Raw genomic sequence first — 26,123 nt, 5'->3', positions numbered from 1 at the left:
TTTCATGGGCATATGCTAATTGTACTTGCTTTGGCTCCAATAGCCTAGGCCACCTCCCAGCCTCTGAAATAGTCACGCTTTTGCCATTGTATTCATTTAAGCAACAACACCGTAAACCTGGTGGGGATCGCTACGTTTCCACCCGGAGTTCGGATCATTCAAAGCATTAATATTGGCTTTTATGAGAATGTTAATGCATTTAGGGTTAATGCTGCTGCTGTTGTCTGCGGGCAAGAATGTGGCCCAGCCTCATTCTGTTAGTTTCAGGCAACTATCTACCAGGCAAGGGCTTTCGAATAATTTTATCAGCGCCATTTGCCAGGACCGGGAGGGTTTTCTTTGGTTTGGCACCGCCGACGGACTCAATAAGTTTGATGGCTACCAGTTTACGGCTTTCCGGTTTGATCCAAAAGCGGGCAGCAACACCATGCAGCATACCATCGTCACCGACGTTCACGAAGACCGAAAGGGTAGGATGTGGGTGGCGACAATGGGCGGCGGTTTGCATCAGGTCGACAAACGCACCGGCAAAGTAACGGCCTATAACCAGCTTCCGGGGCTTTCCTATTACTGGAATGTTCAGTTCAATATGTTTGAAGGCAGGCAGGGATACATATGGCTGGGTACTCCTCTTGGCCTGCTTCGTTTTGACCCCGCAACTAATAAAATTACCCAATTTCCGATGGAGCGGGTCAATCACATCATCGGGCAGGATACCCGCGGCGATCTGTTCATAGAAGTAAAGTCCCGGGGCCAGCTTTTCAGGTTCAACCCAAAGACGGGCCATTTTACGCCCATTTGGTTTCAATTACCAAAACTTACCCATAATCCGGATGTGTGGCGCAGGGCTGCCAGCGGGCGACAGTTCGCTTTGCCTTACCAGGCGGTCAAGCCTGTGAGCCCCTATGCCTTTATGCTCGACAAATCCGGTGAACTGTGGATCGGAACGGAGGGTAACGGATTGTTTCGGGTTAAAATCACCGGCGATTCGCTGAGGCCTGTCGCTTACAATCCGAAAGGACTGGTATTTCAAACGATCTATGAAAGCGGTATTTTCGAAGACACTGCCGGGTTTGTGTGGATTTCGTCACCGGAAGGACTGCAACGCATAGATCCAAAAACCGATGAGCTGACAACCTACCGGGCTGAACCGACACAGCCGGGCAGTTTGAGCAGCAATGATGTGCGCACCGTTTTTCGCGATCGCACCGGCACCCTATGGATCGGTACCGATAACGGCATTAACCAGCTTCCTTCCAATCCAAAGGCATTTCATACCTATCCCGCTCATTTGCCGCATGCGCCTGTCAGACTGCCGGAATACAACTTTCAGGCCGTCCTGCGGGACCGCACCGGCACCATCTGGCTGGGCAGTTTGCAAAAGGGACTTTACCGCTTGCAGGCAGACGCCGGGAAGCTGGAACACATTCCGGCTAATCCCGCCGATCCGAATGCTTTGTCAAGTGAAGGAGTTTCGACCCTTTTTGAAGACCATGCGGGCCAGGTGTGGGTCAGCACCAAGGAGGCATTGCATAGGCTCGACCGATCCAGTGGCACATTCAGGCGCTACCCCACGCAGGTGCCTACCATGTGCATGGATGAAGACCGGGACGGTAAACTTTGGATAGGTGGTTCAGTAGGGCTGAAAGGGGCAGTCGGGCGGCTCGACCCTGCCACCGGGCAATGCCGGTATTACACGCGGGATGTTTTGCAACCCAAAAGTGAAGCAACGTTGCTCCCAAACCGCACGTTGAGCCACTTCCTTATTCTTGATTTGCTGGTGGGCAGAAAAGGGGAGGTCTGGATTGCCACTGCCCAGGGACTTAACCGGCTTGATCCGGACACGGGAAAGTTTACCTACTACGAGGCCGGTCGCGCCTATTCGGAGGGCCTGCTGACCGACAACTGGGTGCGCGCATTGTATGAGGATGAAAAAGGCATTCTCTGGCTTGGTACCAACCACGGCGGGCTAAACCGCTTTGATCCGACAACGGGGCGATTTTCCTATTATAACATGAAAGATGGCCTGCCTTCGAACCAGGTAGTAAGCATCGCCCCGGACAACTCAGGGAACCTTTGGCTGGGCACGGGCCACGGGATCAGCCGTTTCAACCATGCGTCACGCCAATTCCAGAATTTTGATATACAAGACGGGCTGCCCGATAATGAGTGCAACCTGGGCAGCGTACATAGCCGGGATGGGCGCTTGCTGTTTGGTACGATCAATGGTGCGGTTGAGTTTGACGCTGCACAAATCAAGCAAAACACGGTCATTCCTCCCGTGCAGCTGACAAGCCTGATGGTGCAGGAGCAGAGAAGGCCCGTTCCGGCTGGTGTGCTGGAATTACCCTATGAGGAGAATTTTCTTTCCTTTGAATTCGTATCCCTGGATTTCAATGCACCGGAAAAGAACCAGTATGCCTTTCAATTGGTAGGGATGGACAAGGACTGGATTTATTCGGGGAACCGGCGTTTTGCGCGCTATACCGACCTCAGACCCGGCACTTACACCTTCCGTGTGAAGGGCTCGAACAACGACGGCGTGTGGAACCAGGCAGGCACTTCGCTTCGAGTGATTATCCGTCCTCCATGGTGGGAAACCGGGTGGGCCTATGCGCTTTATGCGTTGCTCATCGTTATCTTTTTCTGGCTGGCACGGCAGCATTTGATCAATCGGGAGCGGCTGCGGAGTGAGCTTAGACTGGAACGGCTGACCGCCGAAAAGTTGCAGGAAGTGGACGCATTGAAGTCGGATTTCTTCGCCAATCTATCCCACGAATTCCGTACACCCCTTGCGTTGATCAAGGGGACGATCGACAAATTGCAATCCGCGAAGATTGACGTTCATTATGCTGATTATCAGCTTATCGATCGGCAAGCGGGGCAGCTGCTGGATATGATCAATCAACTCCTGGATCTTTCCAGGCTGGAAGCGGGCAAATTAGCACTTAATCCACAGCCTGTCGATCTGAGTGATTTTCTGAGGCAGCTCGGCGGATCGTTTGTCTCCCTTTTTGAAAGCCGGCAAATCACTTATCGTTACACCGTACCATTGCAACCGGTTTGGGTAAAAGCAGACCAGGATAAGCTTGCCCGTATCCTGTCGAACCTATTGAGCAATGCGGCCAAGTTTACACCGGCAGGGGGACAGGTGCAGTTTTCGGTGTTGGCAGAGTCTATTCGGGCCGGTTTGCTCGATTTACGGGTGTTGGTACAGGACACGGGCATCGGTATTCCCACCCAGCAATTGCCCCATATTTTCGACCGCTTTTTTCAGGCCGATAGTTCTATAAACCGTAGTTATGAAGGCACCGGCATCGGTCTGGCACTGGTGAAAGAATTGGTAGAATTGCATAAAGGAGTGATTGAAGTAGATAGCACTGAGGGAAGCGGCACCACTTTTAGAATATCATTACCACTACCGGTTGTAGACCAGGAACAGCATGCCCAACAAAGGGCCGCTGATCTGCCGACGTTTCCAAACAACTTGGTCGCCCGTGAAATCAAACCCGAACAAGCGGGCCAGAAAGCGCAACTTCTCATTGTTGAAGATAATGCCGATTTAAGAAATTTCCTCGTTGATTGCTTTACCCCGGCGTACCGGACGCTGGCTGTGGACAATGGCAATGAAGGCTTTGATCGGGCCATCGCACACCTGCCCGATCTGATTATCAGTGACGTGATGATGCCGGGGCTGAATGGGATAGAGCTATGCCGACGCCTGAAAACACACGAGCTTACGAGCCACATCCCGGTCGTATTATTAACCGCAAAAACCGGCTCCGAAAGCAAACTGGCAGGGCTGGGAAATGGGGCGGACGAATACCTTACAAAGCCATTCGACCGGCAGGAACTGGTAATGCGGGTTAAAAATCTTTTAGAAGGCCGCAAGAAACTGAGGGAACGCTTTGGCCGGCAACTCATTGTGCAGCCGGGCGAGGTGACGGTGACTTCGACGGACGAGAAATTCCTGCAAAATGTTTTTGCATCGCTGGAAAAAAACCTGTCGAATACTGATTTCGACGTCAATACCTTTTGCCGGGAAATTGGGGTAAGCCAAACACATATGCATCGCAAGCTAACGGCGCTGTTGGGCCAGTCGGCCAATGAGCTGATCCGCTCATTCCGGTTGAAGCGAGCCGCCAGTTTGCTGGGCCAGCAGCATGGTAATGTCAGCGAAATTGCATTTATGGTAGGCTTCGCCAATCCCAATTATTTCGCCAAATGCTTCCGCGACCAATTTGGTCAGACACCCACCGAATATGCCCGTATCAACGCAGCAAGCCGGTTTTCAAAGTAATCCATCTGCTTAATGTCTGGCCGGGGAGTCACGCTAGGCGCCTCGTATTGGTTAGCAGAATAATCCCTTTTTTCTACAAATTTTGACCATGACTGATTTTTGCTGCATCGCGGCGGATCTCGGCTAGCCTTTGCCTGGGGGATAAACTAGGTTTGGGCATTGATTCATTTTCATAGCCAAATCAATCCTACATGCCATGTGTGCAAGCAAGCTTTACCAGTTTAACGAGGTTTCCCAGGATCATAAGCCTCTCAACCGCCGGACCGCATTAGCTCAACTTTCCGCATTAGCAGGCATTGCGGCCCGCCCCGGTCAGATCGATGCCGCGCAGGACGAACAGAGCGGTAACATGCCGCCGCTAGTCCAAAAGCTGGTGAAGAAAATTGCGACCGAGGAAGCCTTCATGATACCGGAAGTGGCTGCTGCGGTGCGCGAGATAGTGCGAAAGGGAGGTTTGAACCTGGACATCAAACTGCTCACCACGGTGTTTGACAGTCCGGCCGTTTCCCAGGACCCATCAAAAGCACAGCCTCCGGTAGCCAATCGTGATGCAGGCGCCCGGTTGCTGCTGCCCAATCTGCTCGACCTGGGCGCTGGCCGCCTGGCCAATATGGACGCGTCGGGCGTGGATATGCATGTGCTCTCACTGGGATTGCCCGGTGTGCAGCTTTTCGAAGCCGACCAGGCGGTAGGCCTTGCCCGCCTTGCCAACGACCGTTTAAGTGAAGCTATTCGCCGGCATCCGACCCGTTTTGCGGGCCTGGCCAGCTTTGCACCCCAGGATTCCAGGCGAGCCGTCATAGAGATGGAGCGCTCTATCCAAACGCTCAAATTAAATGGCTTTCTGGTCAATTCGCATACTGCGAACGGATACCTGGATGAACAGCGGTTCTGGCCGATCCTGGAAGCCGCTGAGGCTTTGGGTGCCCCCCTGTACATTCATCCCCGGGCCCCGTCGGATGGTATGGCCGCCCCATTTCGGGACTACCGGTTGGAAGGGGCAATCTGGGGGTATGGCATCGAGGCGGGTACACATGCGCTGCGTTTAATGCTTAGCGGAGTGCTCGACCGGTTTCCGAAGTTGCGCATTGTGCTCGGGCATATGGGGGAGGCCCTTCCATTCTGGCTCTGGCGCCTCGACTTCATGGGCGCGCCTGGTGCGCGAGCTGGCAGGGGCAACCAGCTCAAACCCAGCGAATACTTCAAGCGTAATTTCTACGTAACGACAAGCGGGGTGGAAGACCCGCTCGTCCTCAGGTTCTGCATCGATAAGCTGGGCATTGACTCGGTAATGTGGGCTATTGATTATCCTTTTCAGCCCACCGCTCCGGCCGTCGCGTTCATGGATACCGCCCCGCTCACCGATGCGGAACGTGAAAAAGTGGCGCATGGAAATGCCGAACGAATTTTTGGGATTGCAATATGATGGCAGCGGAGCACCGGTCGGGTAGTGGGTGCCTGACGATTACCAAACCAACAAAACTTTTGTTATCATGAAAAATCTATGGATGTATATTCTGTCACTTGCGGCATGTCTGTCGGGTTGTCATAAGAACGAAGGAGCCAAGCCAGCCGAGAACCCGATAACGACCCTGCTAAGTGAGGAGGCGCAAACGCTGAAAGTAGTGGGATATCGAACCAATAGTTTTCAGGAGTCAGGCATTGTATTTAGCAGTTCGCTCGCCGGTAAAATCACCCAGTTGGGTAGCAAACTGCCTGACGCGGGCATTTATGTTGTAACACTCTGGGACTTCGATAGCGGACAGTTATTGTTGCAAAAAACGGTGGAGCAAGAGATACCCGACAGTCTATCGCTCGCCAGCACGGACGCAGTGCCGCTGACGATCGACAAGAAATACGTAATCAGCATCAACAACAGATCGGGCAGCCGTAGCCAAGGCTCTTTCAATCAGGCCTTTAAAGCCAGCGGGGGAAATGTTTTGCCGGCCACCAAAGGCAGCATCACGATGCACGCCAGTCGCTCCGGCAATGGTAATATTGTTGCTTTTCCAACCTCCTCTAATAACGAGCTCAGCACAATTTATGGCTTCCCCGAATTTACGTTTATTCCCGACTGAGCCACTGCCCGTCGGCAAGGGTGGCTTTATCCTAAGTGTTCGTGTTTGGATCAAGCCGCTGGAATTGTGTTTCCATCAAACAACAAATTTTCGGGGAAGATCGAACCGTCAAGCGGTCTTTTTTCTTGTAATCTGGCTGATTTATAAAACGATAGAATGACTTCATTAAATTAACTAATAAATTAGTTTTTAAACTAATAAATAAGTTATACATTTAGCTTGCAGTGGTTAAGACAGGACACAAACTCATTGTCTGATTTAAATTCACGTTGGCTATGATACAAAATTACATCACAGTTGCCTGGCGTAATCTGTTGAAGAATAAGGCGATATCGTTCATTATGGTTTTTGGGTTGGCTGCTAGTATAGCTGCTTTTCTCTTGATCACTCAGTATGTATTCTCTGAGTTTAGCTATGATGAATTCCATACCGGTGCTGATAACATCTACCGTATTCGACTCGATGATTATAAACAGGGCGTTCTGACGAACAGCAGTGTAATCAGCTACCACGCCGAAGCCCCGGCCATAAAAGAAACCTTTCCTGAGGTTGAGAATTTTGTTCGGCTGCACCGGGCAGATGGTATGATCAGTTACCGGAAACCAACGGGTGAATTAGTCAGCTATCACGAGAAAAGGGCATTTTATGCCGATTCTTCCTTATTAGATGTATTTTCATTCCCGTTGCTAAAAGGTACTGCCAATCAGGTGCTGCGTCGGCCTGAGTCAGTTGTGATTTCAGAAACGATGGCCCGGAAGTATTTTGGTCAGCAAGATCCGATTGGCAAAACGCTGCGGTTAAGTTCAGATTGGCAGGGAGGTGAGTACGTAGTGGAAGGGGTATTTGCTGATATTCCAATGAACAGTCATATCCATTTCGATTTTGTTTTTTCCATCCAGAATCTGCTCAAAAATCAGCAGTTTGCCACAGGAGGCTGGTACTGGACCAATTTCTATACGTATCTGCTCCTTAAACCAGGTACCTCAGCCAAAGCATTAGAGAATCGGCTGTCTAGTGTAATCGAAAAGCATATTGGTAAACAACTAAAGAAATATAAGGTCAGGCAAACGTTCGTTTTGCAACCCCTTCGCTCCATTCACCTTCATTCTCAAACAGCCTCAGAAGTCGAATCAAACGGAAAAATTGGTATTGTTTATGTGCTTATCCTGGTTGCTTTCCTGATTCTAGCCATTGGCTGGCTAAATTATATAAACCTATCCACGGCCAGAGGTATTGAACGAGCTAGGGAGGTAGGACTCCGCAAAGCACTGGGTTCCGAAAAACGACAATTGATTCAGCAATTCTTTATTGAGTCTCTGGGCCTTAACCTGTTATCTGTGTTCATCGGAGTTGGTCTTTTTTTACTGGCGCTGGTGATCTTTTCTGATTGGATTCAGACTACCAATGGCCTTTCCATGCTTCTGAATCCCTTGTTTTGGCTAGTATCCTTAACTGTGATTTGTCTCGGGTTCTTTCTTTCCGCATTCTACCCTGCTTTTGTCCTTTCCTCGTTTAGACCCATTGCAATTTTAAAAGGGTATTTGCCTAAACGAACCGGTGGCGAATCGTTTCGTAAAGCCTTAGTGGTGTTTCAGTTTACAGCTTCGATTTTCCTAATTATTGCCACACTGGTCATTAATCAGCAGCTTACTTTCATGCAGCAGCAGGATTTAGGGATGAGCATCGACCAGCAGCTCATCATTAAAGCCCCCAAAGTATTGCGAACGGACAGCTTTACCAATGATATTCGCTTTTTTAAGGACCGTATGTTAGCGCATACGGGTGTCCGCCAGGTAACTGCTTCCTCCGAAGTTCCGGGGCAGGAAATTTTCTGGACAGACGAATGGCAACGGTTCCATCAGGCTGACGCCGATTACAAACTTTGTAGTATGTTGGCTGTTGACGAAGATTTTATACCGACGTACAACATTAAGTTCTTAGCGGGACGAAATTTCAATAAAGAATTAGTGCTTGATAATGAAGCGGTTATTATCAATAAAAGCGCCTTAAAGGCTTTTGGCTTCGTAACCGCCGAACAGGCAATCAATCAGGAAATTGGCAACGTGATACCTAAAAAGATTGTAGGTGTCGTCAATGACTTCCATCAGCAATCCCTGAAAACGACAAATCGTCCTATTATTTTTCAGCATATCCCCTGGAATAGTAGCTTTTTGACGATTGCATTACGAAGCAAGCATGTAGGGCAATCATTAGCAATGCTTCAAAAAATCTATCAGGAAGCATTTCCCGGCAATGCATTTGAGTTCTTTTTCTTGGATGATCATTTTCAGCAACAGTACGAATCCGATGAACGGGTAGCCGCTCTGTTCAGCTGGTTCGCGCTAGTAGCAATTAGTATTGCCTGTTTAGGTCTTTTGGGTCTGGCGATGTTCACGGCTAAAAATCGCACACAGGAAATTGGTATTCGAAAGGTGCTCGGAGCCAGCGTTGGCAGTGTTGTCATCCTATTATCCAGGGATTTTCTTAAGCCAGTCGGTCTGGCTATTCTATTAGCTTCTCCTCTTGCTTGGTGCGCTATGACCTGGTGGTTACAGGACTTCGCGTATAGAACTGACATCAAGTTGTGGACATTTTTGGCAGCCGGTGTGCTGGCAATAGGAATTGCCTTGGTAACCGTAAGTTTTCAAAGTGTCAAAGCAGCGTTGATGAACCCCGTCAAGAGCTTAGGTGGCGAATAAGTTTGCAGTTTTCCTTATGTTACCCTCGTTTAGATGGCTAAGTCCATCACAAAAAAGGTGTAACACTGAGACTTTGATTAGCACCTGCACTTACAGTGAATTCTTGCCTATCAGACTTTTATGAGACTGTGCTTGATGTGAATTTAAGCTTAGGACCACAAGTATTTAGTAGTTAATAAATTAACTACTAACTTAGGTATACATATTTAATTCTCAACATTACGGCTATGCTAGCGTTGCGACGTCTTATTTGTTTCAACTTTTTGTTTTTGCTTGTAGGCGGCTATTCGTCTGCCCAGAAGCTGGATATGAAAGGTTCGGTTATAATTAGGCTGTCTTGCAATAACCTGACTGCGGATTTGCCGGTTTCAGCCGAAATATTTCATTCATTTCCTGCATACAGCTATTCCCAGGTAGTCGATACGCTATCAGCTAAAAGGAATAAACTTTGGATGTCTTGCCCCGTTTACACGCCTCAGGAAGGCTTTATTACCATAAACGACACAAAGATCCATCTATTCATGGTGCCTGCGGATACCATCTATCTCAGTATTCTTGGTTCAAATGAGAAGGTGAGCTATTTGATAGAAGGACGGAGTGAAGCCGTGCAAAATTACTATCGGGCCAAGTCTGCAAAATTCCCGATATCAATTGGCCAACAAATCATGAATGCAGGTGTAAGTGAGGGCAAGCTTTCTCAGTTTAAAGTTGTGGCAGACAGCCTGCACGCCCTCGAACGTGATTTCTTTGAAGAGCACTCGAAAATGCTTCCGTCCTGGTTTGTAAGATTTGAATTGGATGCAATAAGATATTCAAATGCCTGGCTTCGATTTTATGCATATTATTATAAACAAGATGTTTGGCAGCAACGGGAAAAAGCTCCCGAAGGCTATTTTAGTTTTCTGGCAGGAGTTCCGATTAGAAACGCTGGTGCGCAAAATGACTATGAATACCTGAATTTCCTGCGAGAGTATGTTAGATACAAATCGGATCAAATAGTTGCTGTCAAACAGCCAAAAAGCAATAATTTGCCTAACTATCAGAAGAATGTGGAGCTGCTTGGAAAGCGAATCGGAGAGTTTTTTACGATCTTCTTGACAAGCGAAGCGTTGAATGTTAAGCCCCAGGATATTGACAAACAATTGGCAAGTCTGCCGATTTCTGAAGCTAACGTTCACCTAGCCATTTATTTAAAGGAGCAAGCTTCACAAAGGCTTAATTTGTTAAATGTCGGAAAAAGCAGCCCAAAATTCTTATTGGTAGATAGCGAGGACTCACTTATTTCGCTCGACCAATTCAAAGGAAAAGTAGTATATCTGAGCTTTTGGTTTGTAGGTTGTAAAGGATGCATTAAAGAGTTTCCTTTTGAAAATGAGCTAGTAGATAACTTTAAAGATGAACGTGTTCAAATCATCAGCATTTGCACACGAAGTCCAAAGGAAAAGTGGCTTGAAATGATTAATGGCTATGGTTTAAGAACGCTCAATCTTTACGCCAATTCAGCTTGGGGGCGAAAGTTAGAAGAGAAATTCGGAGTTAATGTATATCCTCACTATGTGCTTATTGGGCCTGACGGTACCATAGCTGAGAATTTTACCAGTCGTCCTAGTAGTGGAGCTGCTGCCAAAATAAATAAGATGCTACCCACTGCCAACGCATACTAGTCAGGAGACGAAGTATTCAATTCCCATGCGTCAAGCAATTGCACGAAACGCTGATTTAAACAGAGGTTATATGTGCACAAAAACGGTGGGTATTTTTGACACTTACGTTCGCGAACGGTGCGGGATCTTCAAAATGATAATTCTTGGGCATGGTGCTTTCTCCGCTTGAGGCTAGCACACCGATCCGCTGCCAGACTTTACTGTTTGCGCGGCGCTGAATTTCAAAGTGATCGCTGTTGGTTTCCTCGGTCGTAGCCCATGTGAGCACCGCTGAGGATTCCTGGCTGGCGGCCGCAATGAAGACTGTCTCTGCGATCTCCTCGCGGCTGGCCCCGGCACGCACCGCATTTTCAACATGTGATTCGATGCAGAATGAGCACTGTGTAGTCAGTGCCACGGCGACAGAGATCAACTCCCGGTATTTCACACGAATGACGCCATCCCCGCGTTCTGCGGTGTGTTTCAGGTTCAAGAAAGCAGCCGCTTCCTTTTTGGCTGCATTGATCAATGTTTCCGTGTAGGCGCGATCGCCCGGGTTTTGATATTGCTCCATTGAATTAAAGGTTGTTTTAGGATGGTGTCGTAACTACTTCATTTCGGATTACATCTTATGTCGATTTATTTTGTCTTACCATTTTTGCTGTCTACGATCGAAGTGATATCTATTGGAAGATTTCTTAACCGAATCCCGGTGGCCATAAAAATGGCGTTACCCAGTGCCGGGGCAACAGGCGGTAACCCAGGCTCGCCAACACCGCCGGGCGCTTCGCCGTTTTCCACAATGAAAACTTCGACTTTCGGCATTTCATTCATTCGTAGGACTGGATAGTCATGGTAGTTGGATTGCTGGCACATTCCGTTTTTGAAAATGATCCCTTTCTTAATGGCCGCCGATAAACCCATTACAATGTTCCCTTCGGTTTGCGCCCTCACGGTATCCGGGCTTACGTACATACCACAGTCAATGACGGACACCACCTTGTCGATTTTGATACTGCCGTTATTCAAGCGGGATACTGTGATGCAGCAGGCACAAATCGAACCAAAGCATTTGAAGATAGCGATGCCTTTTCCTGAACCGGGCTGTGCCTCTGCGTAATAATCTGATTTTTCCGCCAGCGTTTTCAGAACTTTTATAAACCGCTCATCTTTATAGAGGCCCAACCGGACGGCCAGCGGATCTTTCCCCGCCAGGTGAGATAATTCGTCGATAAAGCATTCCTGTCCCCACGCTAAATTGGATGCATTTACCGATCGCCACCACATAATGGGTAGTTCCGTTTTTACGTTTGAAAAACTTACCTTACTAGCCGTCTTGAACTGGTATATGTTTTCATCCAGCGCCTCGCCTATCCAGGGATCCGCCTCATTGTCTGCAAGTCCTTTAAAAACCTGCCGAAGGATAGACTCCCCGATGACGTGATGATGAAAACCGGTGATTTGTCCATCCTCTACAAATCCTTGCATATGGCTAACCATACCCGGTCTATACGGGCCTTGCGTGACGTCATCCTCGCGGGTCCATAACACCTTCACAGGCCGTTTTAATTGATTCGACAAAAAGCAGGCCTCTTTTACAAAATCGATATATGCTTTCCGGCCGTAAGATCCGCCCATTAGAAGAGGGTGTATTTTGATTTTGTCAACCGGAATGTTGAGGTAACCGGCAACGTCGGGCAATGTTTCACCGGGACCCTGAATAGGCGCCCAAATTTCTACGGTACCGTCTTCCTTTACGTACGCCGTGGCGGTTTCGGGTTCAAGTGGCACATGTGCCAGAAAAGGTGTCTCATAGGTTAATTCCAGCCTGGATTTGGCCGCCTGGAATTTCTGACTAAAATCGCCGCGTTCCTGATGATTGGCACCCTTTGTTTCCAGTTGACGGTAACAATCTTGAAAGTACTTGTCTGTGTGCAGTTTTTCGGCAAGGCCTGAATTGTTCCACTCTATTTCCAGGGCCTTTCTGCCGCTAAGGGCGGCCCACCAGGTGGAGCCAATCACGGCCACTGACTCGGTATCCCGATGAATCATCTTCCGCTCACATTTAATAACTCGTAGCACACCAGGCACTTTTAAAGTCCGACGGTCGTCTATGCTAACAATTTTCCCAAACAGCATGGGACTATGTAATATTGAAGCATACACCATGCCAGGTACTTCGATGTCGATACCATATACCGCTTTTCCCGTCGTACGGTCCGGGATCTCGCGCCGTTGAAGGTTTTTGCCCAGGATTTTGAAATCCGCCTGCTTCTTTAACACCGGATCTGTGGGCACGACAAGTCTGGAAGCTTCTGCTGCCAGCTGCCCATACGTGAAACTGATGTCGCTATCCTTTTTAAAAACCCTGGCCCCGGCAGCATAGCACTGATCTTCCGAAACAGCCCATCGATTAGCGGCAGCTTTGATGAGCATTTCTTTTGTAGCAGCTCCTGCCTTGCGCATGGGTAGCCATAACCGGCTGATTGAACTGCTTCCTCCCGACGTTTGGCTCCCGTATTTACTCTTTCCATCACTTTGTATAATCTTAATCTGGTCCAGTGACACCTCCAACTCCTCGGCGATCATGGCTGGCACGGCGTGAATTGTGCCTTGCCCCATGTCATTGCGCGGATTGATGATCGTAATCGAATTGTCCGGATCAATTAAGATGAATGGGTTAATTTCAAGACCGTTCGCAAGCGCATCCGCCCTGGAAAGATTATAGGGCCTGGCGGATGCATCGATTCCGATTATCAAGCCAATCGTGGTAAGGCCGGCTTGTTTGAGAAAGTCCCGGCGGTCAGTTTTGTAACGGATCATATTTTTCATAGCCATAGTTGCCTTAGTGATTAATATGCTGAGCCGCCAGGTGGATTGCTTGCCGGATCCGGTCATAGGTTCCGCATCGACAGAGATTACCTGTCAATGCAGCATCAATATCCTGGTCCGAGGGTTTAGGGTTTTGTGCTAACAATGCCACCGTCGTCATGATTTGTCCGGACTGGCAATAGCCGCACTGCGGTACCTGAAGGGCGATCCATGCTTGTTGAACCGGATGAAGCCCGTCCCCAGCAATGCCTTCAATCGTCGTAATTTTCGAGTTTGTGGGAATCGCAGCAAGTTGCATTTGACACGATCTGACTGGTGAGCCATCCAAATGAACGGTGCAGGCGCCACACGCCGCGATTCCGCACCCAAACTTGGTCCCCTTTAGTCCCAGGTAGTCACGAAGCACCCATAGAAGCGGGACATTCGGTTCGGCTTCAACCTCATATTTAGTGTGGTTGACAGTAATAGTGTATTTTCCCATTGTACTGCGCAGTTGGTTAGCAGGTGTGCCCTGGATGGCCGCAAATAGGGAAACGAATTGGGTATGAGGCTACAAAATGTATAGTTTAGTCTGACGAGTTTATAAATCAGTAAGCTGCCGGCTCACTTACTGTTTGCCTTGCGAAAGGCCGACGGGGTCATGTGGGTGTTTTTTTTAAACGCTGCATTAAAAGCCGATATGCTATTGTAGCCTGTTTCATAGGCGATCTCGGTTATTTTTTTGTTGTCATAAGCAGGGTCTTGTAGCAGCCGTTGGGCCTGCTCAATCCGAAAGCTGTTGATATAATCCGGAAAGGTTTGCTGAGCTCGTGAATTAATGGTTTCAGATAGCAGATGAGGTGTAACATTCAGTAGACTGGCCATTTTAGGCAGTGTCATAGCGGCATCTCTATGGGGTTGCTGGTGGATTAGCAAAGCCTGTAATTTTGTATAACAATCATCAATCTGCGGGTTAGTATAAGCTGAGTTTTTGTATCGCTCGCAGGGAATGACTACTTCAGTTCTTTTAAGACTCAGGTATGTTAGAAAGTACATCAGAAAGGAGAATGACACCGGGCCCGTAATGTAGTTTACCAGCCCAAGCATGTAGTTTGTAAAATAGCCTACCCAAACTACTGTAATTCCGAGTGTGAGGCTTAGCACCCAAATTTTTTGTGCACGGTTTATTTTGTGATAATGCTTGTAGATGACCCGCAAGCAAACCGGGATGTAAAAAGCAGCTGTCCAGAGTGAAATGGCATATCCCTGCTGTTTCATCCAGAAATAATCGGAGATAAATGGGCTGAGAACAATGACGATAATGGTTGGAATAAAGTGAAGAAAATGCTTCCACCCATTGATCCGGTACGCCTTGTCAAAGAACGAATTGAGGTATAAATAAAGTAAGGGATAAATAGCCAGATTAGCCCCGAAGCCCCAATTCATCAGTATGGTCGACACTTGATGATGCTCGGAAAAGTAGTAAACCACGGATTTGAGCATTTTGATTGCAAATGCCAGCAGCAGAAGCCCGAGTAGAATAGTAGCCAGGTTTCTGCTCTTTCTCAGGGTAAAAAGATACAGGCTAAACAAGGCACTTTGCAGGGCACCGGCCCCGCTCATCAAGAGTAAAATTTCGAAGGGAACGCTCATTCGGCTAAACTGCGATTAGAATAGGGTGAAAGCGGTTGGAAGTTGATCTACAAAAGCTTTGGCTTTAAGTGTTTAAAGACAAAGGATTAGCTTATGTTTTAGCATTTGGTGACAATATAGTACAAAAGTAATTCAGGTGTTTAAAGACTTCGATGTGTTGCGGATGACACTGGCTTCCCGTGCCGTTAGGGTTCATAGCTGGATGGTTAAAGTACTGTGGTCGTGTCGCGCTTCAATGAATGCAAACCGGGCGGGCTGTCGGGGGGACGAAAATTTTACAAAAAATATTTAAAAACAGAGAGCTTGGGTTATTGTAAATCTTCTAAATTTGGTATCGGTCCTATGTGTGATAAAATTGCAGCTGAATGAAGAGAGGATCTTAAATGCTCCCTGCTCATTAATGAAAAGTTCAGATTTGCGTAAAATTTGGGAAGGTTACAGGGCCGAATCATCTATTCGGAAGCAGGTCGAAACCCAATGCCTGCGCTTTGACAAGCCACCGAACAAAGAGCACAAATCGAAGCTCGCTCGCAGTACCGCAACGTCTTTCGTATGGATCGCGCGCACTCGCACGCCCGAAAATGCCGATCATTTGATCGAGTCACTTTACAAAGATCAATGCTTTCTGTTGCTTGTGCGGGGTGAGTCGCCTAGAATGGTTTACGACGGCTACACTGATCTCTGGAACCGCCTGAAATCCATTGTTTTCAAGATTGACCAGAGGCAGCCCAAAGAAGAAGTGGAGGATATCGTAGGAAGGGCAATCGAAATTTTTACAATCAGGGCGAAAACCCAGAAGTCTTTCGAGCTTTACAGTTCGCTCACAAATTATCTGGCTTCGGTTTGTACCAATCTCTATCTGGAATCCTACCGAAAGGACACGAAAGGAAAAGCGGTTAATCCGTTTGTAGCCCATCAGGAGGCTGGAAAGCCCGGCGAAGATCAGATTCAAATGATTGTGGAAATCAACCTGATAGTCGCGGCCGAGTTTTATGCATTGAAGCCCCGTTGCAGGGAATTGCTCCTCACATATTATGGATGGGACGAGGCAAAAATGGCGGCTCTTCTAAATGTCGATCCGAAAACGCTGGAGTTAGACACCTATCCTGACTCACTATTAGATATCAGGCATAAAGGAGCCGCTCCCAAAACCATGGCCCAAATGGCTTTTGAAAGCGGCACGGATAAAGAAGGTACGCTTCGTCAGACCAAGAACCGGTGCCTGGCGGAGCTCTCGAATAGCAGTATCCCCCAGATCATCGAGATACTTAACAGCCATGAGGCCGGAACCCAGGTAAAGGCCATGCTGGAAGACAGGCTCAAAAAACTCGGAGCCAATGGATGAACGTGACATTGATGGCTGGGAAAATTATCTGAAAGGGACTATTTCCGAGGAGGAACGCGAGCAAATCGAAAGCAGACTTGCTTCGGACCCCCGGTACAAAGATCAACTGCTGGCCTTCATGCTTCTGAGCGAAGGGCTTGTGGCATTGGGGCATTCCGATGCGGTCGAAAGCGAGGTGAATGCGCTTTTGCAAAAAGCCGATCGGCAGCAAAAATTGAACACCCGCCAGCGGCAATTCCCGACGCTTTTCGGTGCGTTGTTCTACGAAAGGACGAGAACGGAATTGCGGGCGGTACTAGGTTTGGCCATGCTCGTTGTCTTGATTGGGTTTTATTGGCTGCTACTGCAACCCGGTCCTCCCGATTATATGAATGTGGAATACAGCAAGGATCCCAACTCGTCGTTCAGCGAAGATGACGCCGAAGCGATCACGGGCGACTCAGTGACGGTGGCGTTCAGCGATGAAAACAAGGTTTTCTGGCATTTTGGTCCGGCGTACGAATGGCCGGGAGACACCCTCAAATTGTATAAAATAAGCCCTCAAAAGTCATGGTACATCCTTCCTTCCTCGCAGCACGGCATTTATCTGTTGAATTCCGGGACCCGTGTGTACGAGATCAGAAAGGGCCAAAAGAGCGTTACGGCGCTAACGGAGGTGCGTTAAATTGGGGACTGGCCGCGTTGTTTTTCGTTCTGATTGCCTGTGTATCGGGCAGCATGGCGCAATCGCCTGGCAAGACGGAGGCCTGCGGCTGCAATGCGGTGACGGGCAATCAACGGCATTTCTATGATTCTAAGAACGCCCTTACGGCCATTGATAGTTTTCGAAAGCTTTTTCGATCGCCTCCGGTGATCACGCTGCTGCCCTTTGCCTGTGCCGGCGACCTGATTTCAGCGGGAATGTGCCAGATTGAGATTACGGAACGGTTATCGAACGGTTTGGTACAAAAGCGCCAGGAAGACAGGCGTTACATTTTTTACAACACGGATTTCATGGACCGGGTGGCAAAAAGGAACCAGAGCGGAAGCGAAGCATTCCTGATCGCCCACGAAATCGCCCATCATATGCTCGGCCACACCTATTTCAAATATACAGTCAGGGACAAAACAGCCCTCGGCTTAACGGAAACACCCTATCAAAATAATGACACTAAGGAGCCGAAACCGGCATCCGCAAAGCAAAGGAATAAGAAGAAGCCCGGGGTCGTCAGGGAATCGCCCAGGGGAAAGGTGCAGGAACTGGAAGCGGATATTCTGGCTTTGTGGATGGTTTCCAGGATACGCGGCCTCATGGACACCGACAGGCTTTTCGACGATCTCATTGCGGCCTACAACGAATCGTCCCCAACCACTATCGACGAGCATAACGAAAACAGCTACGACCACCCCAGTTTCTTCATGCGAAAGCAAATGGCAAAAGGCATTGGAAGCCGTTTGAGAGGAAACCTGCTGACTTCCGTCACCATTGATTCGACCGTAAGAATCGGTTTCGAGAGGGATGTATTGAGTTTTTATGACTACCTCATTGTCACGGCGGACGAGGAGGCCTCGCGTGCGTTTTCCAAAGAGGAGCGGTTGGAATGGGAGGAGGCGAACAGGAAGCGGGGCGTGTACCTGGAAGTGGTGGGCGGAATGCAGGTGCAGCAGCAGCATTTCAGAAGGGAGGGGAAGCCGGTGCCGACTACCACGGGCCTGGGAGGCTCGGCGGGTTTGCGGATAGGTATGGGTAAATGGTACAGAAGCCATCATGTTGAAACGGATTTTCGCCTTAATTACCATCAATTCGGGACGCTGACGGAAGCGGGCGGGCCAGTCCAGAAAGTGGAGGATTTTCAGATCACGCAGTTGCAGATACAGCCGCGCTATGTGTTCAGCCGGCTTAAGCGGAAGCATAGGTACCAGTCGTCCTCGTCCGGTTTCCTGGCAAGCGCGGGGTTTTCGGGCCAGTTTCCGCTTTCCCTGCATTATACCAATGCGAATTTCAGCAGCGGCATTCCCGAGAAGCCCCAGTTAACCCCCTCTGTGGCCCCCGTCCTGGGCCTGGGCTGGGGCTCGTCGAAATGGTTCAGTACAAGGGGGCATTTCCGGGTGTGGCTGAATTACAGTCCGCAACCGGTGCGCTACCGCGAACGTGCCGCCCAGCAAGTCCGGGCATTTCAACATACATTCACCCTCGATCTGGCATACCGCCTGTGGTAACCATGCGAAGTACCCTGCATTACCTGCTCTTGACCATGCTGGCCGCGGCATTGGGCTGCCAATCCCGATACCCTGAAATGAGCCCCGAGCTGTTGCTGGGCGCCAATGACAACGTCACGTCCGAACGTCGGTTCGGATCGTGTACCATTTTATTCAGGCTGACCAACTATGTCGCGGGAATAGATCAGGCATCGCAACAAGCGGCGCTGCAAAATGTGGCCAATATTTGGGGCGGCGCACACGGGTACCTGGACGTGTCGGACGCCGACGGGCGGGTACCCGCGATCACCGTGACCTTTACCGATTCGGCGGCTTTTAAAAAACGGCCCACGGACGAGGGGCTGTTCAGTCAGTCGCTCCTGGCGCTCGGTGCCTTGAGACGGAACAACGACGGCACTTGCGCAATCCTGCTTCGTCAATCGTACAGCTGGACACTCCCCATACTGCAACGGGTTTTACTGTACCATATGGGAGTGGCCCTTGGGCTCCGGGACAGCAGCGATGGTGAAGCGGCAATGAATCCCGACTATGCCTACGGGATATTGGCATTGACCAGGTCCGACAGCAATGCGATCAGCGCGGTGTACGACCAGCCTTGCGACGAGTGGGCGAGGGTGAATACGCAGGTGCTGCTGACAAACTCTGACTTGCCGAGGCTGAGGGCTACTTTTAGTAACCAGAACAAGGGTTTTCTGATCATCGATATGCTGAGCGGGACCAATAAAGTGATGGAGTTTGACCCTTCGTCGACCACTGCCAACTGGATTGTGCGAAAGTCTTTTCCGGGCGAAGTGGTGAAAAACAACGTGCAGACCATTATCACATTCAGCATAGGCGAGCGCATGTATGCGGGCAACCTGTACACGACAAAACCAGGGAAGTTCTGGGAATACGTAGCTGCCGCGGGAACCATGCAGGATAGCTGGCGGGCTGTCGCCGATTGTCCCCTAATGGTTTCTGATGCCCAGAGTTTTGGGCTTGAGGGAAAAGGATATATGGTATCGAGCGCGTCTAGGAACGGAAATTGGCAGGTGATAGCCTACGATCCCGCACTGGATAAATGGATCCACGATCCCGCGTTTGATTTGCCCGGATCCGGGACTTTCACAAAACTATCCAACATCCCCACGTTTTCGGTGGAGCCCTCAGCCTATTTGCTGACCAACAACTATTACTGGCGTTTCATGCCCGGTACGTCTGCCGGTCCGTGGGAAAAGGTGCCGCCACTCGGGATCAATGGCATCCTCCATACATTTTCTTCGAGGGGAAGCGGGTTTATTTACAGGCCATTCTCCGCGCAACTATGGCGTTTCTCAAATGGACGCGAGTGGACATTGTGCAAACCCTTTACCGAGAACCTCGGCTCGCCTTACTTCTCGTTTGCCATCGCGCGTCGTGTATACATGTGCTGGAATACCGAAACGCTTTACAAATACAACCCCTGATTCTCCCCGGCGTGTAACGTTTTTGAGCCGCTGCATAGACGAACAAATCAAACCCGATTTGTTCCATGCAAGCACAACATCCAATCCCCGCCCTGACGGCCAAACCGGCCCGTCGCCCGTTTCACCAAAAACTTGTTCAGTTTGTCCGCCTGCGCAGTGAAGATGATCTGCTATGGTATCAGCAACGCTACCAGACCGTCGGTGGCAGTGTCGTCAGCCTGGATTATCTTAGAAGCGCCCGTGTGTATATAGCCTTTCATCGCGGGAACGTACTCGGAGGATTTATCATCAATACTACCGGGCAGCTAAGGTATCTTGAGCCGTTCAACCAGTCGCAACTGGCTGCGTTTACGGAGCAGTTCGGCATTCAATTTGACCAGACCGCCGAAATCACCGGCATCTGGCTCGATGCCCGATCGAAGACGCATGCGACAAGGATCCAGGTTTACTGCGCATCGATATGGTTTGCAATTCTTTCAGGCAAGCAATTCCTGCTGGGAGGGGCTAAAACAGAATCCATTGTGAGCCTATATCGCGAGGTGATGACCATCGATCTTTTCGCGGGGCAGGTCACTGATCTTTCTGGGCATTCCTTTTCGTCATTTTTGTGCTTCCAGAGCCGATGGAAGGTGGTGATCAATGCGGTCTCCTGGCTGTTCGACGAGTACGTCGGAACGCCAAGAAAATACGTACCGCGGAAGAGCAGATCGACGGTGGGGGCCATGAAGGGGTCTGTCAAGCCGCTTGTTTAGGCTATTTTGTTAATAATTCACTTGTTGTCGAAATGAATCAAAAGGGTTAGCTTGCCACAGTTAACCCCTTTGTTCTCCTCTTTATGGATTCTTTTTCTTATTCAGTAGCTTTCGTAGACGACCATCCCGCCATTACCGACGCCCTGGCATCAGCATTCGAACGCCGTAACTGGCGGGTGCTTTATGCGGAGCCCAATGTACGCACGGCCGTTCAACGGATGAAGGTATCGATCCCCGACGTGCTTGTCACGGATCTTCGCATCGGGAACGACGACGGTATCGAACTCATCAGGCTGTTTTTAGAACAAAACCCGGATCAGAAAGTGCTGGTGTACAGCCAACATGCCGATGCCGTTACGGTATGCGATGTAGTGGAGGCGGGAGCGATGGGTTACGTGGTCAAAGACTACAAGGCGGATGTGGTGGTGGATGCGGCGGCAGCCCTGGTGAACGGAATCCCGTTTTTCAGCAGCGAGCTGGTGCTGATGCTTGTCAAGAGCATGGGGGGGAAAAAGCATGAAAACAAGCCTCTGCTCACCGTGCAGGAAACGAAGGTACTGCATATGCTAGTGAATGAACGGAAAGAGATGAAGGAAATAGCGGTGATTATGAAGGTTGCATATAACACGGTGGCCAAGTACAACCAGAGCTTACGTGAAAAATTGCAGGCTAAAAATGCGCTTGAACTCGAACACCGCGCCTTTGCTTTGGGCCTGTTCGATCTAGAACGTCATCCAAATCGGTAGGATCATCGAGATCTCGCACCTCTCACCGGCCCGGGAATGGATATGCAGGGTGCCATTGAGCTCCTGGGCGCGCTGCCTGAGCTGTTTCATGCCATAGCCCTCCACGATATCGGCTGGCATTCCGACACCATTGTCGGTGACCACCAGGATCAGTTCATGGTTTTTGATCTGGATCATGATGCTTGCCGTGGTGGCCTGTGAGTGTTTCAGGATATTGTTGATGAGCTCCGTGCAGGTATTGTAAAGCTCGAATTGCAATGTCTCCGAAAGCACCAGGTCGGATCCCTGCATGCGGTACAGGAAATGTGGGGCTTTGCCGAAGCGGTTCTGATTGGTTACCAGTTCCCGCAGCGCCACGTCCAGGCCTCTGGCTTGGAGGATGTTGTAGGTGTTGAGTGTGTATGCGTGTGACAGGGTGCGGATGCGTTCGTAGATTTGTTTGGATAGTTCGGAAATGTCTTTCACCTGCTGCGATTGCTGGTTGTCTGTGACCGAACGAGCCACTTTCGCAATGCCGTCGCGCAGGAGTAGCAGCAAATTTCCGACGGTGTTGTGAAGCTCGATCGCCATTCTTTTCACTTCCTGCTGTTTGGCTTCGGCTTCGGCTTCCTTCACGATTTTGGTGCGCGCTCTTACTTCCAGCTCCGTCTGGGCCTCGGCCTCTCTCCGCTTCCGTTTTTCCTGCCGCACTGTTTCCGCGACCCCCAACGAGAGCAGGACGATTTCTATCAAGGATCCGATATTGATCGCGTATCGCAGCAACAGACCGTCGGCACCTTCGAAGACTCCTGCCCGCTGTGCGCTCTGGACAGCGGTGCCAAGGTAAATGGAGGCGGCCGCCAGCAGATAGTACCAGCCTACCCGGTCGCCTCTCCGGATCGCACTGGCCGAAATGATCATCACGCAAATCCCGCCCAGAATGGCAGCGTAATGCATCAGCTGATTTTGTCCGATCGATCCTGAAAAGTAGGCCACTAGCCCAAGGCCTACGCAAACGACCTGGGTAGCGCGCACAGTGAGCAGTAGCGGCCGCGAATGCTTCGTACTCGTCACGTAGGTGTAGAACTCCAGGAACGCCAGCAAGGAAGCGGTACTGAAAAAGTAGGCCGCATAGTTGATAACAGGAATGCTGTAATACCAAAGATACCGCGGGCCCAATCCCAGGCCACGGGAGCATTCAAAACCGAGATAGAACAATAGGTAGAGGGATAGTCGCCCGAAACCTGCTTCGCCGGTGCGCCAGTAGATGACCAGATGGTAGATCAGCACGGCCAGCAAAACACCGAGGTATAATCCCCACACCAGCGCAAGTTCCTGGTTGGCGTTGAAAAAAAGCTGGCTCTCCCAAACCGCGAGCGGGAAAAGCGCCTGGCCCGAATAGGGCTGTATGCACAGGTATACCGTTTGCCTGGCCCAGGGCGGAAGTTTGACCGCATAGCCGTGGTGCCCCACCGCCCGCCCCGCCTTGCCGCGGAAGTCGCCGAGCTTGTACCGCTCCACCAGGCCTTGCGGGCCGAAGAAGTAGAAGTCCACGAATGCCATGTTGCCAAAGGCCAAATCCAGGATGAAGTCCTTATCCGACTTTCGCTCTATATCAAATCGGATCCAGTACACCGGCTTCGAAGTGGTAAAACCGAAGTTGGGAACGCGTTGCCGGGATTTTACAAATGCACCTCGCCGGTCGAGCATCCGGATATCCTCAAAGCTGCGCACACGGGAAGAATCCTGAAAGAAGGCAGCCTGCTCGCCAATGTAAATATGTTCGCTGCTGTCCGTCAATACAACCTGGGCGCCTGCCTGCGCTGAGAGGCATAAAAACAGGATGGACAAAATGGCCGGGTATGCCCTGCGATACTGACCGAAATTACCTGAAAACAGTAGATATAAAGTGCCCATCATAGTCAAAAAAGCGTGTGCAAGATAGAACTTAAATGCAATACGGAACCAGGGGAATTTTTGTAAAATGATGGTGTAATTATTAACCCCCGAAAGAGAATTATTAACATTTCGCCTGACTGCCTGAACGTGTACTTTTGAGAGGAATTCAAAAATGCACTGCTTCAATTCAAATACCTTTTATCCGTCATTCAAATGAAAAAGTTTTTATTCATCGCTTCCATGATGTCCGTTGTTTGCTTCTCTGCCATGGCGCAGATTCCTGCCGTTCCCGGGGTAACCGGAAATGCGGAGAATCTCGCACGGGAGACCTCGGATCCTACCCAGGAATTTTTTGCAAGAGTTAGTCCGGATGGAAAATACCTGCTTTACAATGCCCTTGAAACCAAATATTCGATTGATTTGACAAACGGCGCGCTTGCGGTGAAAACAAACAAGAATTACCGGATTGTAAAAAAAGAAATCGGAAAGCCAATCACTAATCCATTGGTCAACAACGCGGCTTATCCCACGTGGATGCCTGATAATTCGGGTATCATTTTCAGCTACATTCAGCCGGAAAGGCCTGTAATAGTCCGATCGTCCATCAATGGTATCGGCTTAAACTATGTGTCGCCGGGCGCCATGGGAGAGGATGATGCGGAACCGATTGTAATGCGGGATAACAAAATCCTGTTTACAACGCTGATGACCAAAAAGCGGATGATTTGTTCGATGGATGTAAAAGGAGGAAACTATTCGGTAATCGGCGAAGGCAGTCATTTAAGTCTCAGTAATGCCGATCCCAACAAAATTATTTTTAATATGAAAACCGGAAACTTCATCCAGGTTTTTACAATGGATCTTAAAACAGGAGAACGAACCCAATTGACTACAGGGGACTACAATAATAGGGACGGGGCGTTTTCACGGGATGGGAAATACATCGCATTTGCCAGTAACAGAGAGAACCCCAAAAAACCCAATAAACATATTTACGTAATGAAAGCCGACGGTACGGACCTTGTCCAGATCACGCAGGGGGAAACCGACGAAAGCGACCCGACATGGGGCATCGGCAACCAGCTATTTTTCAGTTCCAATGCGGAGAAAAATTACAATATCTGGCGGACTAATGTAAAATTGAAATAGTACCGGCGAATTAAATTTGATCCTGAACCTTATGAGCCATTGCACAATCAGGCTGGCTGTGCTGCTTATCCTGGCTTGCCTGTCAAGGTGTGCCGCATGCATCGCGCAAGACCTGATCATCAGGAAAGACAGTTCACGGCTCGAATGCCGGGACACCGAAATAGGGAGCAAGCTGATCAGGTATCGCGCGGGCGTGGATTCCACAATGTTGTCTGTCGAAACCGGGGAGTTGAGGTCGGTAAGGGTAGGGGATACCACGTTTGTGGTTTACCCCGCCCGTCTCGGCAAGGACGCCCGGATGACGCGCATGGAGGATTTCAAGGAAGCCTTGCGGACCAAGGACTATGCAAAGCTGCTGCATTCCAGAGTGATTGTGCAGGAAGCTGTTTTTGAAAAAGGCAAAGTTACGATTGCACCGGCTTCAAGAACGAGGCTGATCGCACTGGTGAAGCTGTTGAAGGCGGACGAATCGGTCAGATACGGTTTCTTTGTACATACAGACACCAGCGGAAAGGCCGCTGCCAATCAAACGATTTCAAACCGGCGCGCCGCGAACTTGCGCCAGTTTCTCATCACGCAGGGAATGAAGTCTTCGAACATCCTCGCCGAAGGCAGAGGGGAAGTCGAGCCGATTCATTTCAGCAAGGCCACGCAGGATTACAACCGACGTGTAGAGATGCGCGTTATATCGGTAGCGGGAGTGAAGGTGCTCTACGCGGAGAAAATCGAGCCGGTTGCTGCGCCGGTCACCACACCGCCACCGGTGGTGCAGGAGGCAGTTTCGAAGAAGCCGGCCAGTTCGAAAAGTGATTCGCGTACTCGCAGTCGCAATCGGCCGCATTCGATAGTGACGGTAGGCTTTGATGCGTTTCAAATGCTTTCGATCGGAGGAAGGGAATGGGCCGACGAACGGAAGGGTGTCGGGCTGAAACGGACGCTCGGGATTTCGGCAAACTATTCCGTTCGGTTCAACGGCGCGAGCGGGATTGTAGCGCATATTGGATTTGATAAATGGAAGTCGGAATACCGCGTGAATACCGACACCGAACAGCTTTACCGGTATTCGGTGCATTTGTCTAGGATTTCCGCCGGCGTCGGGCCCAAATTCTATCTCGGCAAGTCGGTCTATGCGTCGCCACAGGGAGAGTTGAGCGCCCTGCTGCTCCGCCGGAACCAGGATTGGAATGGCACTCCCGATGTGCCGGACCGGTTGCAACGTGTCATTTATTGGGGCGCCTCGGCCGCCATTGGCTATGAATTTCCAATCGCGGACAGGTTTTTGGTTGATGCGAGCATCAGCTATCACTATTCGGCGAAGCCGTTTCGCTGGCTCGACTATGCCTATCCGCCCAACAAGTCCTTGCATCTGATCGGCGGTCGGCTGGCATTTGGATTAGTGACGCACGGCGCTACTGACAAGTAAAC

18 protein-coding genes are annotated in these 26,123 nt (G+C 49.9%); 13 read left to right on the top strand and 5 right to left on the bottom strand.

Annotated features, from left to right (window positions below; genetic code table 11):
• Window positions 1-181: 181 nt before the first annotated feature.
• The 5 genes from LZD49_RS31275 to LZD49_RS31255 all read left to right on the top strand — a co-directional run bounded on the left by LZD49_RS31275 (window position 182) and on the right by LZD49_RS31255 (window position 10,741).
• Entirely contained in the window at window positions 182-4,300 is a 4,119-nt protein-coding gene (locus LZD49_RS31275) for a two-component regulator propeller domain-containing protein (RefSeq protein ID WP_234672070.1), read from the top strand.
• 196 nt (window positions 4,301-4,496) lie between these two features.
• The gene (locus LZD49_RS31270; RefSeq protein WP_234672069.1) at window positions 4,497-5,726 is read left to right on the top strand and encodes an amidohydrolase family protein; all 1,230 of its coding nucleotides are present in this window, start codon (window positions 4,497-4,499) and stop codon (window positions 5,724-5,726) included.
• 67 nt (window positions 5,727-5,793) lie between these two features.
• Complete coding sequence (locus LZD49_RS31265) at window positions 5,794-6,378, top strand: hypothetical protein (RefSeq protein WP_234672068.1); 585 nt, start codon at window positions 5,794-5,796, stop codon at window positions 6,376-6,378.
• Between the two features lie 275 nt (window positions 6,379-6,653).
• A complete protein-coding gene (locus LZD49_RS31260; protein WP_234672066.1) occupies window positions 6,654-9,077 on the top strand; it encodes an ABC transporter permease in 2,424 nt (807 codons plus the stop codon).
• Window positions 9,078-9,304: 227 nt separating this feature from the next.
• Complete coding sequence (locus tag LZD49_RS31255; protein ID WP_234672064.1) at window positions 9,305-10,741, top strand: TlpA disulfide reductase family protein; 1,437 nt, start codon at window positions 9,305-9,307, stop codon at window positions 10,739-10,741.
• A 55-nt stretch (window positions 10,742-10,796) separates the two neighbouring features.
• Here LZD49_RS31255 and LZD49_RS31250 read toward each other — a convergent pair whose 3' ends face one another.
• The 4 genes from LZD49_RS31250 to LZD49_RS31235 all read right to left on the bottom strand — a co-directional run bounded on the left by LZD49_RS31250 (window position 10,797) and on the right by LZD49_RS31235 (window position 15,184).
• The gene (locus LZD49_RS31250; RefSeq protein ID WP_234672062.1) at window positions 10,797-11,294 is read right to left on the bottom strand and encodes a carboxymuconolactone decarboxylase family protein; all 498 of its coding nucleotides are present in this window, start codon (window positions 11,292-11,294) and stop codon (window positions 10,797-10,799) included.
• A gap of 65 nt (window positions 11,295-11,359) precedes the next feature.
• Window positions 11,360-13,558 (bottom strand): molybdopterin cofactor-binding domain-containing protein, encoded by a 2,199-nt coding sequence (locus tag LZD49_RS31245; protein ID WP_234672060.1) that lies wholly within the window; start codon window positions 13,556-13,558, stop codon window positions 11,360-11,362.
• 7 nt (window positions 13,559-13,565) lie between these two features.
• Window positions 13,566-14,033, bottom strand: coding sequence for a (2Fe-2S)-binding protein (locus tag LZD49_RS31240; protein ID WP_234672058.1), 468 nt, complete (start codon window positions 14,031-14,033; stop codon window positions 13,566-13,568).
• A gap of 122 nt (window positions 14,034-14,155) precedes the next feature.
• Window positions 14,156-15,184, bottom strand: a complete 1,029-nt coding sequence (locus LZD49_RS31235) for an AraC family transcriptional regulator (RefSeq protein ID WP_234672056.1) — start codon at window positions 15,182-15,184, stop codon at window positions 14,156-14,158.
• 400 nt (window positions 15,185-15,584) lie between these two features.
• On the opposite strand from LZD49_RS31235, the gene LZD49_RS31230 reads away from it, so the two are divergent.
• From LZD49_RS31230 to LZD49_RS31205, 6 genes are all read left to right on the top strand, one after another.
• Window positions 15,585-16,529 (top strand): RNA polymerase sigma factor, encoded by a 945-nt coding sequence (locus tag LZD49_RS31230; protein ID WP_234672054.1) that lies wholly within the window; start codon window positions 15,585-15,587, stop codon window positions 16,527-16,529.
• Entirely contained in the window at window positions 16,522-17,193 is a 672-nt protein-coding gene (locus LZD49_RS31225) for a hypothetical protein (protein ID WP_234672052.1), read from the top strand. Before LZD49_RS31230 ends, LZD49_RS31225 begins: the two co-directional genes overlap by 8 nt.
• Entirely contained in the window at window positions 17,079-18,728 is a 1,650-nt protein-coding gene (locus tag LZD49_RS31220) for a hypothetical protein (RefSeq protein ID WP_234672050.1), read from the top strand. Before LZD49_RS31225 ends, LZD49_RS31220 begins: the two co-directional genes overlap by 115 nt.
• A gap of 2 nt (window positions 18,729-18,730) precedes the next feature.
• On the top strand, window positions 18,731-20,173 hold the full coding sequence (locus LZD49_RS31215) for a hypothetical protein (protein ID WP_234672049.1): 1,443 nt from the start codon (window positions 18,731-18,733) through the stop codon (window positions 20,171-20,173).
• Between the two features lie 65 nt (window positions 20,174-20,238).
• On the top strand, window positions 20,239-20,925 hold the full coding sequence (locus LZD49_RS31210; RefSeq protein ID WP_234672047.1) for a hypothetical protein: 687 nt from the start codon (window positions 20,239-20,241) through the stop codon (window positions 20,923-20,925).
• An 83-nt stretch (window positions 20,926-21,008) separates the two neighbouring features.
• Entirely contained in the window at window positions 21,009-21,671 is a 663-nt protein-coding gene (locus LZD49_RS31205; protein ID WP_234672044.1) for a response regulator transcription factor, read from the top strand.
• Here the strand turns inward: LZD49_RS31205 and LZD49_RS31200 are convergent.
• Window positions 21,648-23,501, bottom strand: a complete 1,854-nt coding sequence (locus LZD49_RS31200) for a 7TM diverse intracellular signaling domain-containing protein (protein ID WP_234672042.1) — start codon at window positions 23,499-23,501, stop codon at window positions 21,648-21,650. The genes LZD49_RS31205 and LZD49_RS31200 overlap by 24 nt on opposite strands.
• 261 nt (window positions 23,502-23,762) lie before the next feature.
• Between LZD49_RS31200 and LZD49_RS31195 the strand changes: the two genes are divergently transcribed.
• Entirely contained in the window at window positions 23,763-24,698 is a 936-nt protein-coding gene (locus LZD49_RS31195; protein WP_234672040.1) for a DUF5050 domain-containing protein, read from the top strand.
• A gap of 31 nt (window positions 24,699-24,729) precedes the next feature.
• The gene (locus tag LZD49_RS31190) at window positions 24,730-26,121 is read left to right on the top strand and encodes an OmpA family protein (RefSeq protein ID WP_234672038.1); all 1,392 of its coding nucleotides are present in this window, start codon (window positions 24,730-24,732) and stop codon (window positions 26,119-26,121) included.
• The last annotated feature ends 2 nt before the right edge of the window (window positions 26,122-26,123 follow it).

The organism is Dyadobacter sp. CY261, from assembly GCF_021440085.1.
Taxonomy (GTDB): Bacteria; Bacteroidota; Bacteroidia; order Cytophagales; family Spirosomataceae; genus Dyadobacter.
Note: the sequence above shows the minus strand (reverse complement) of the source record. Positions and strands in the feature narration are given on the sequence as shown.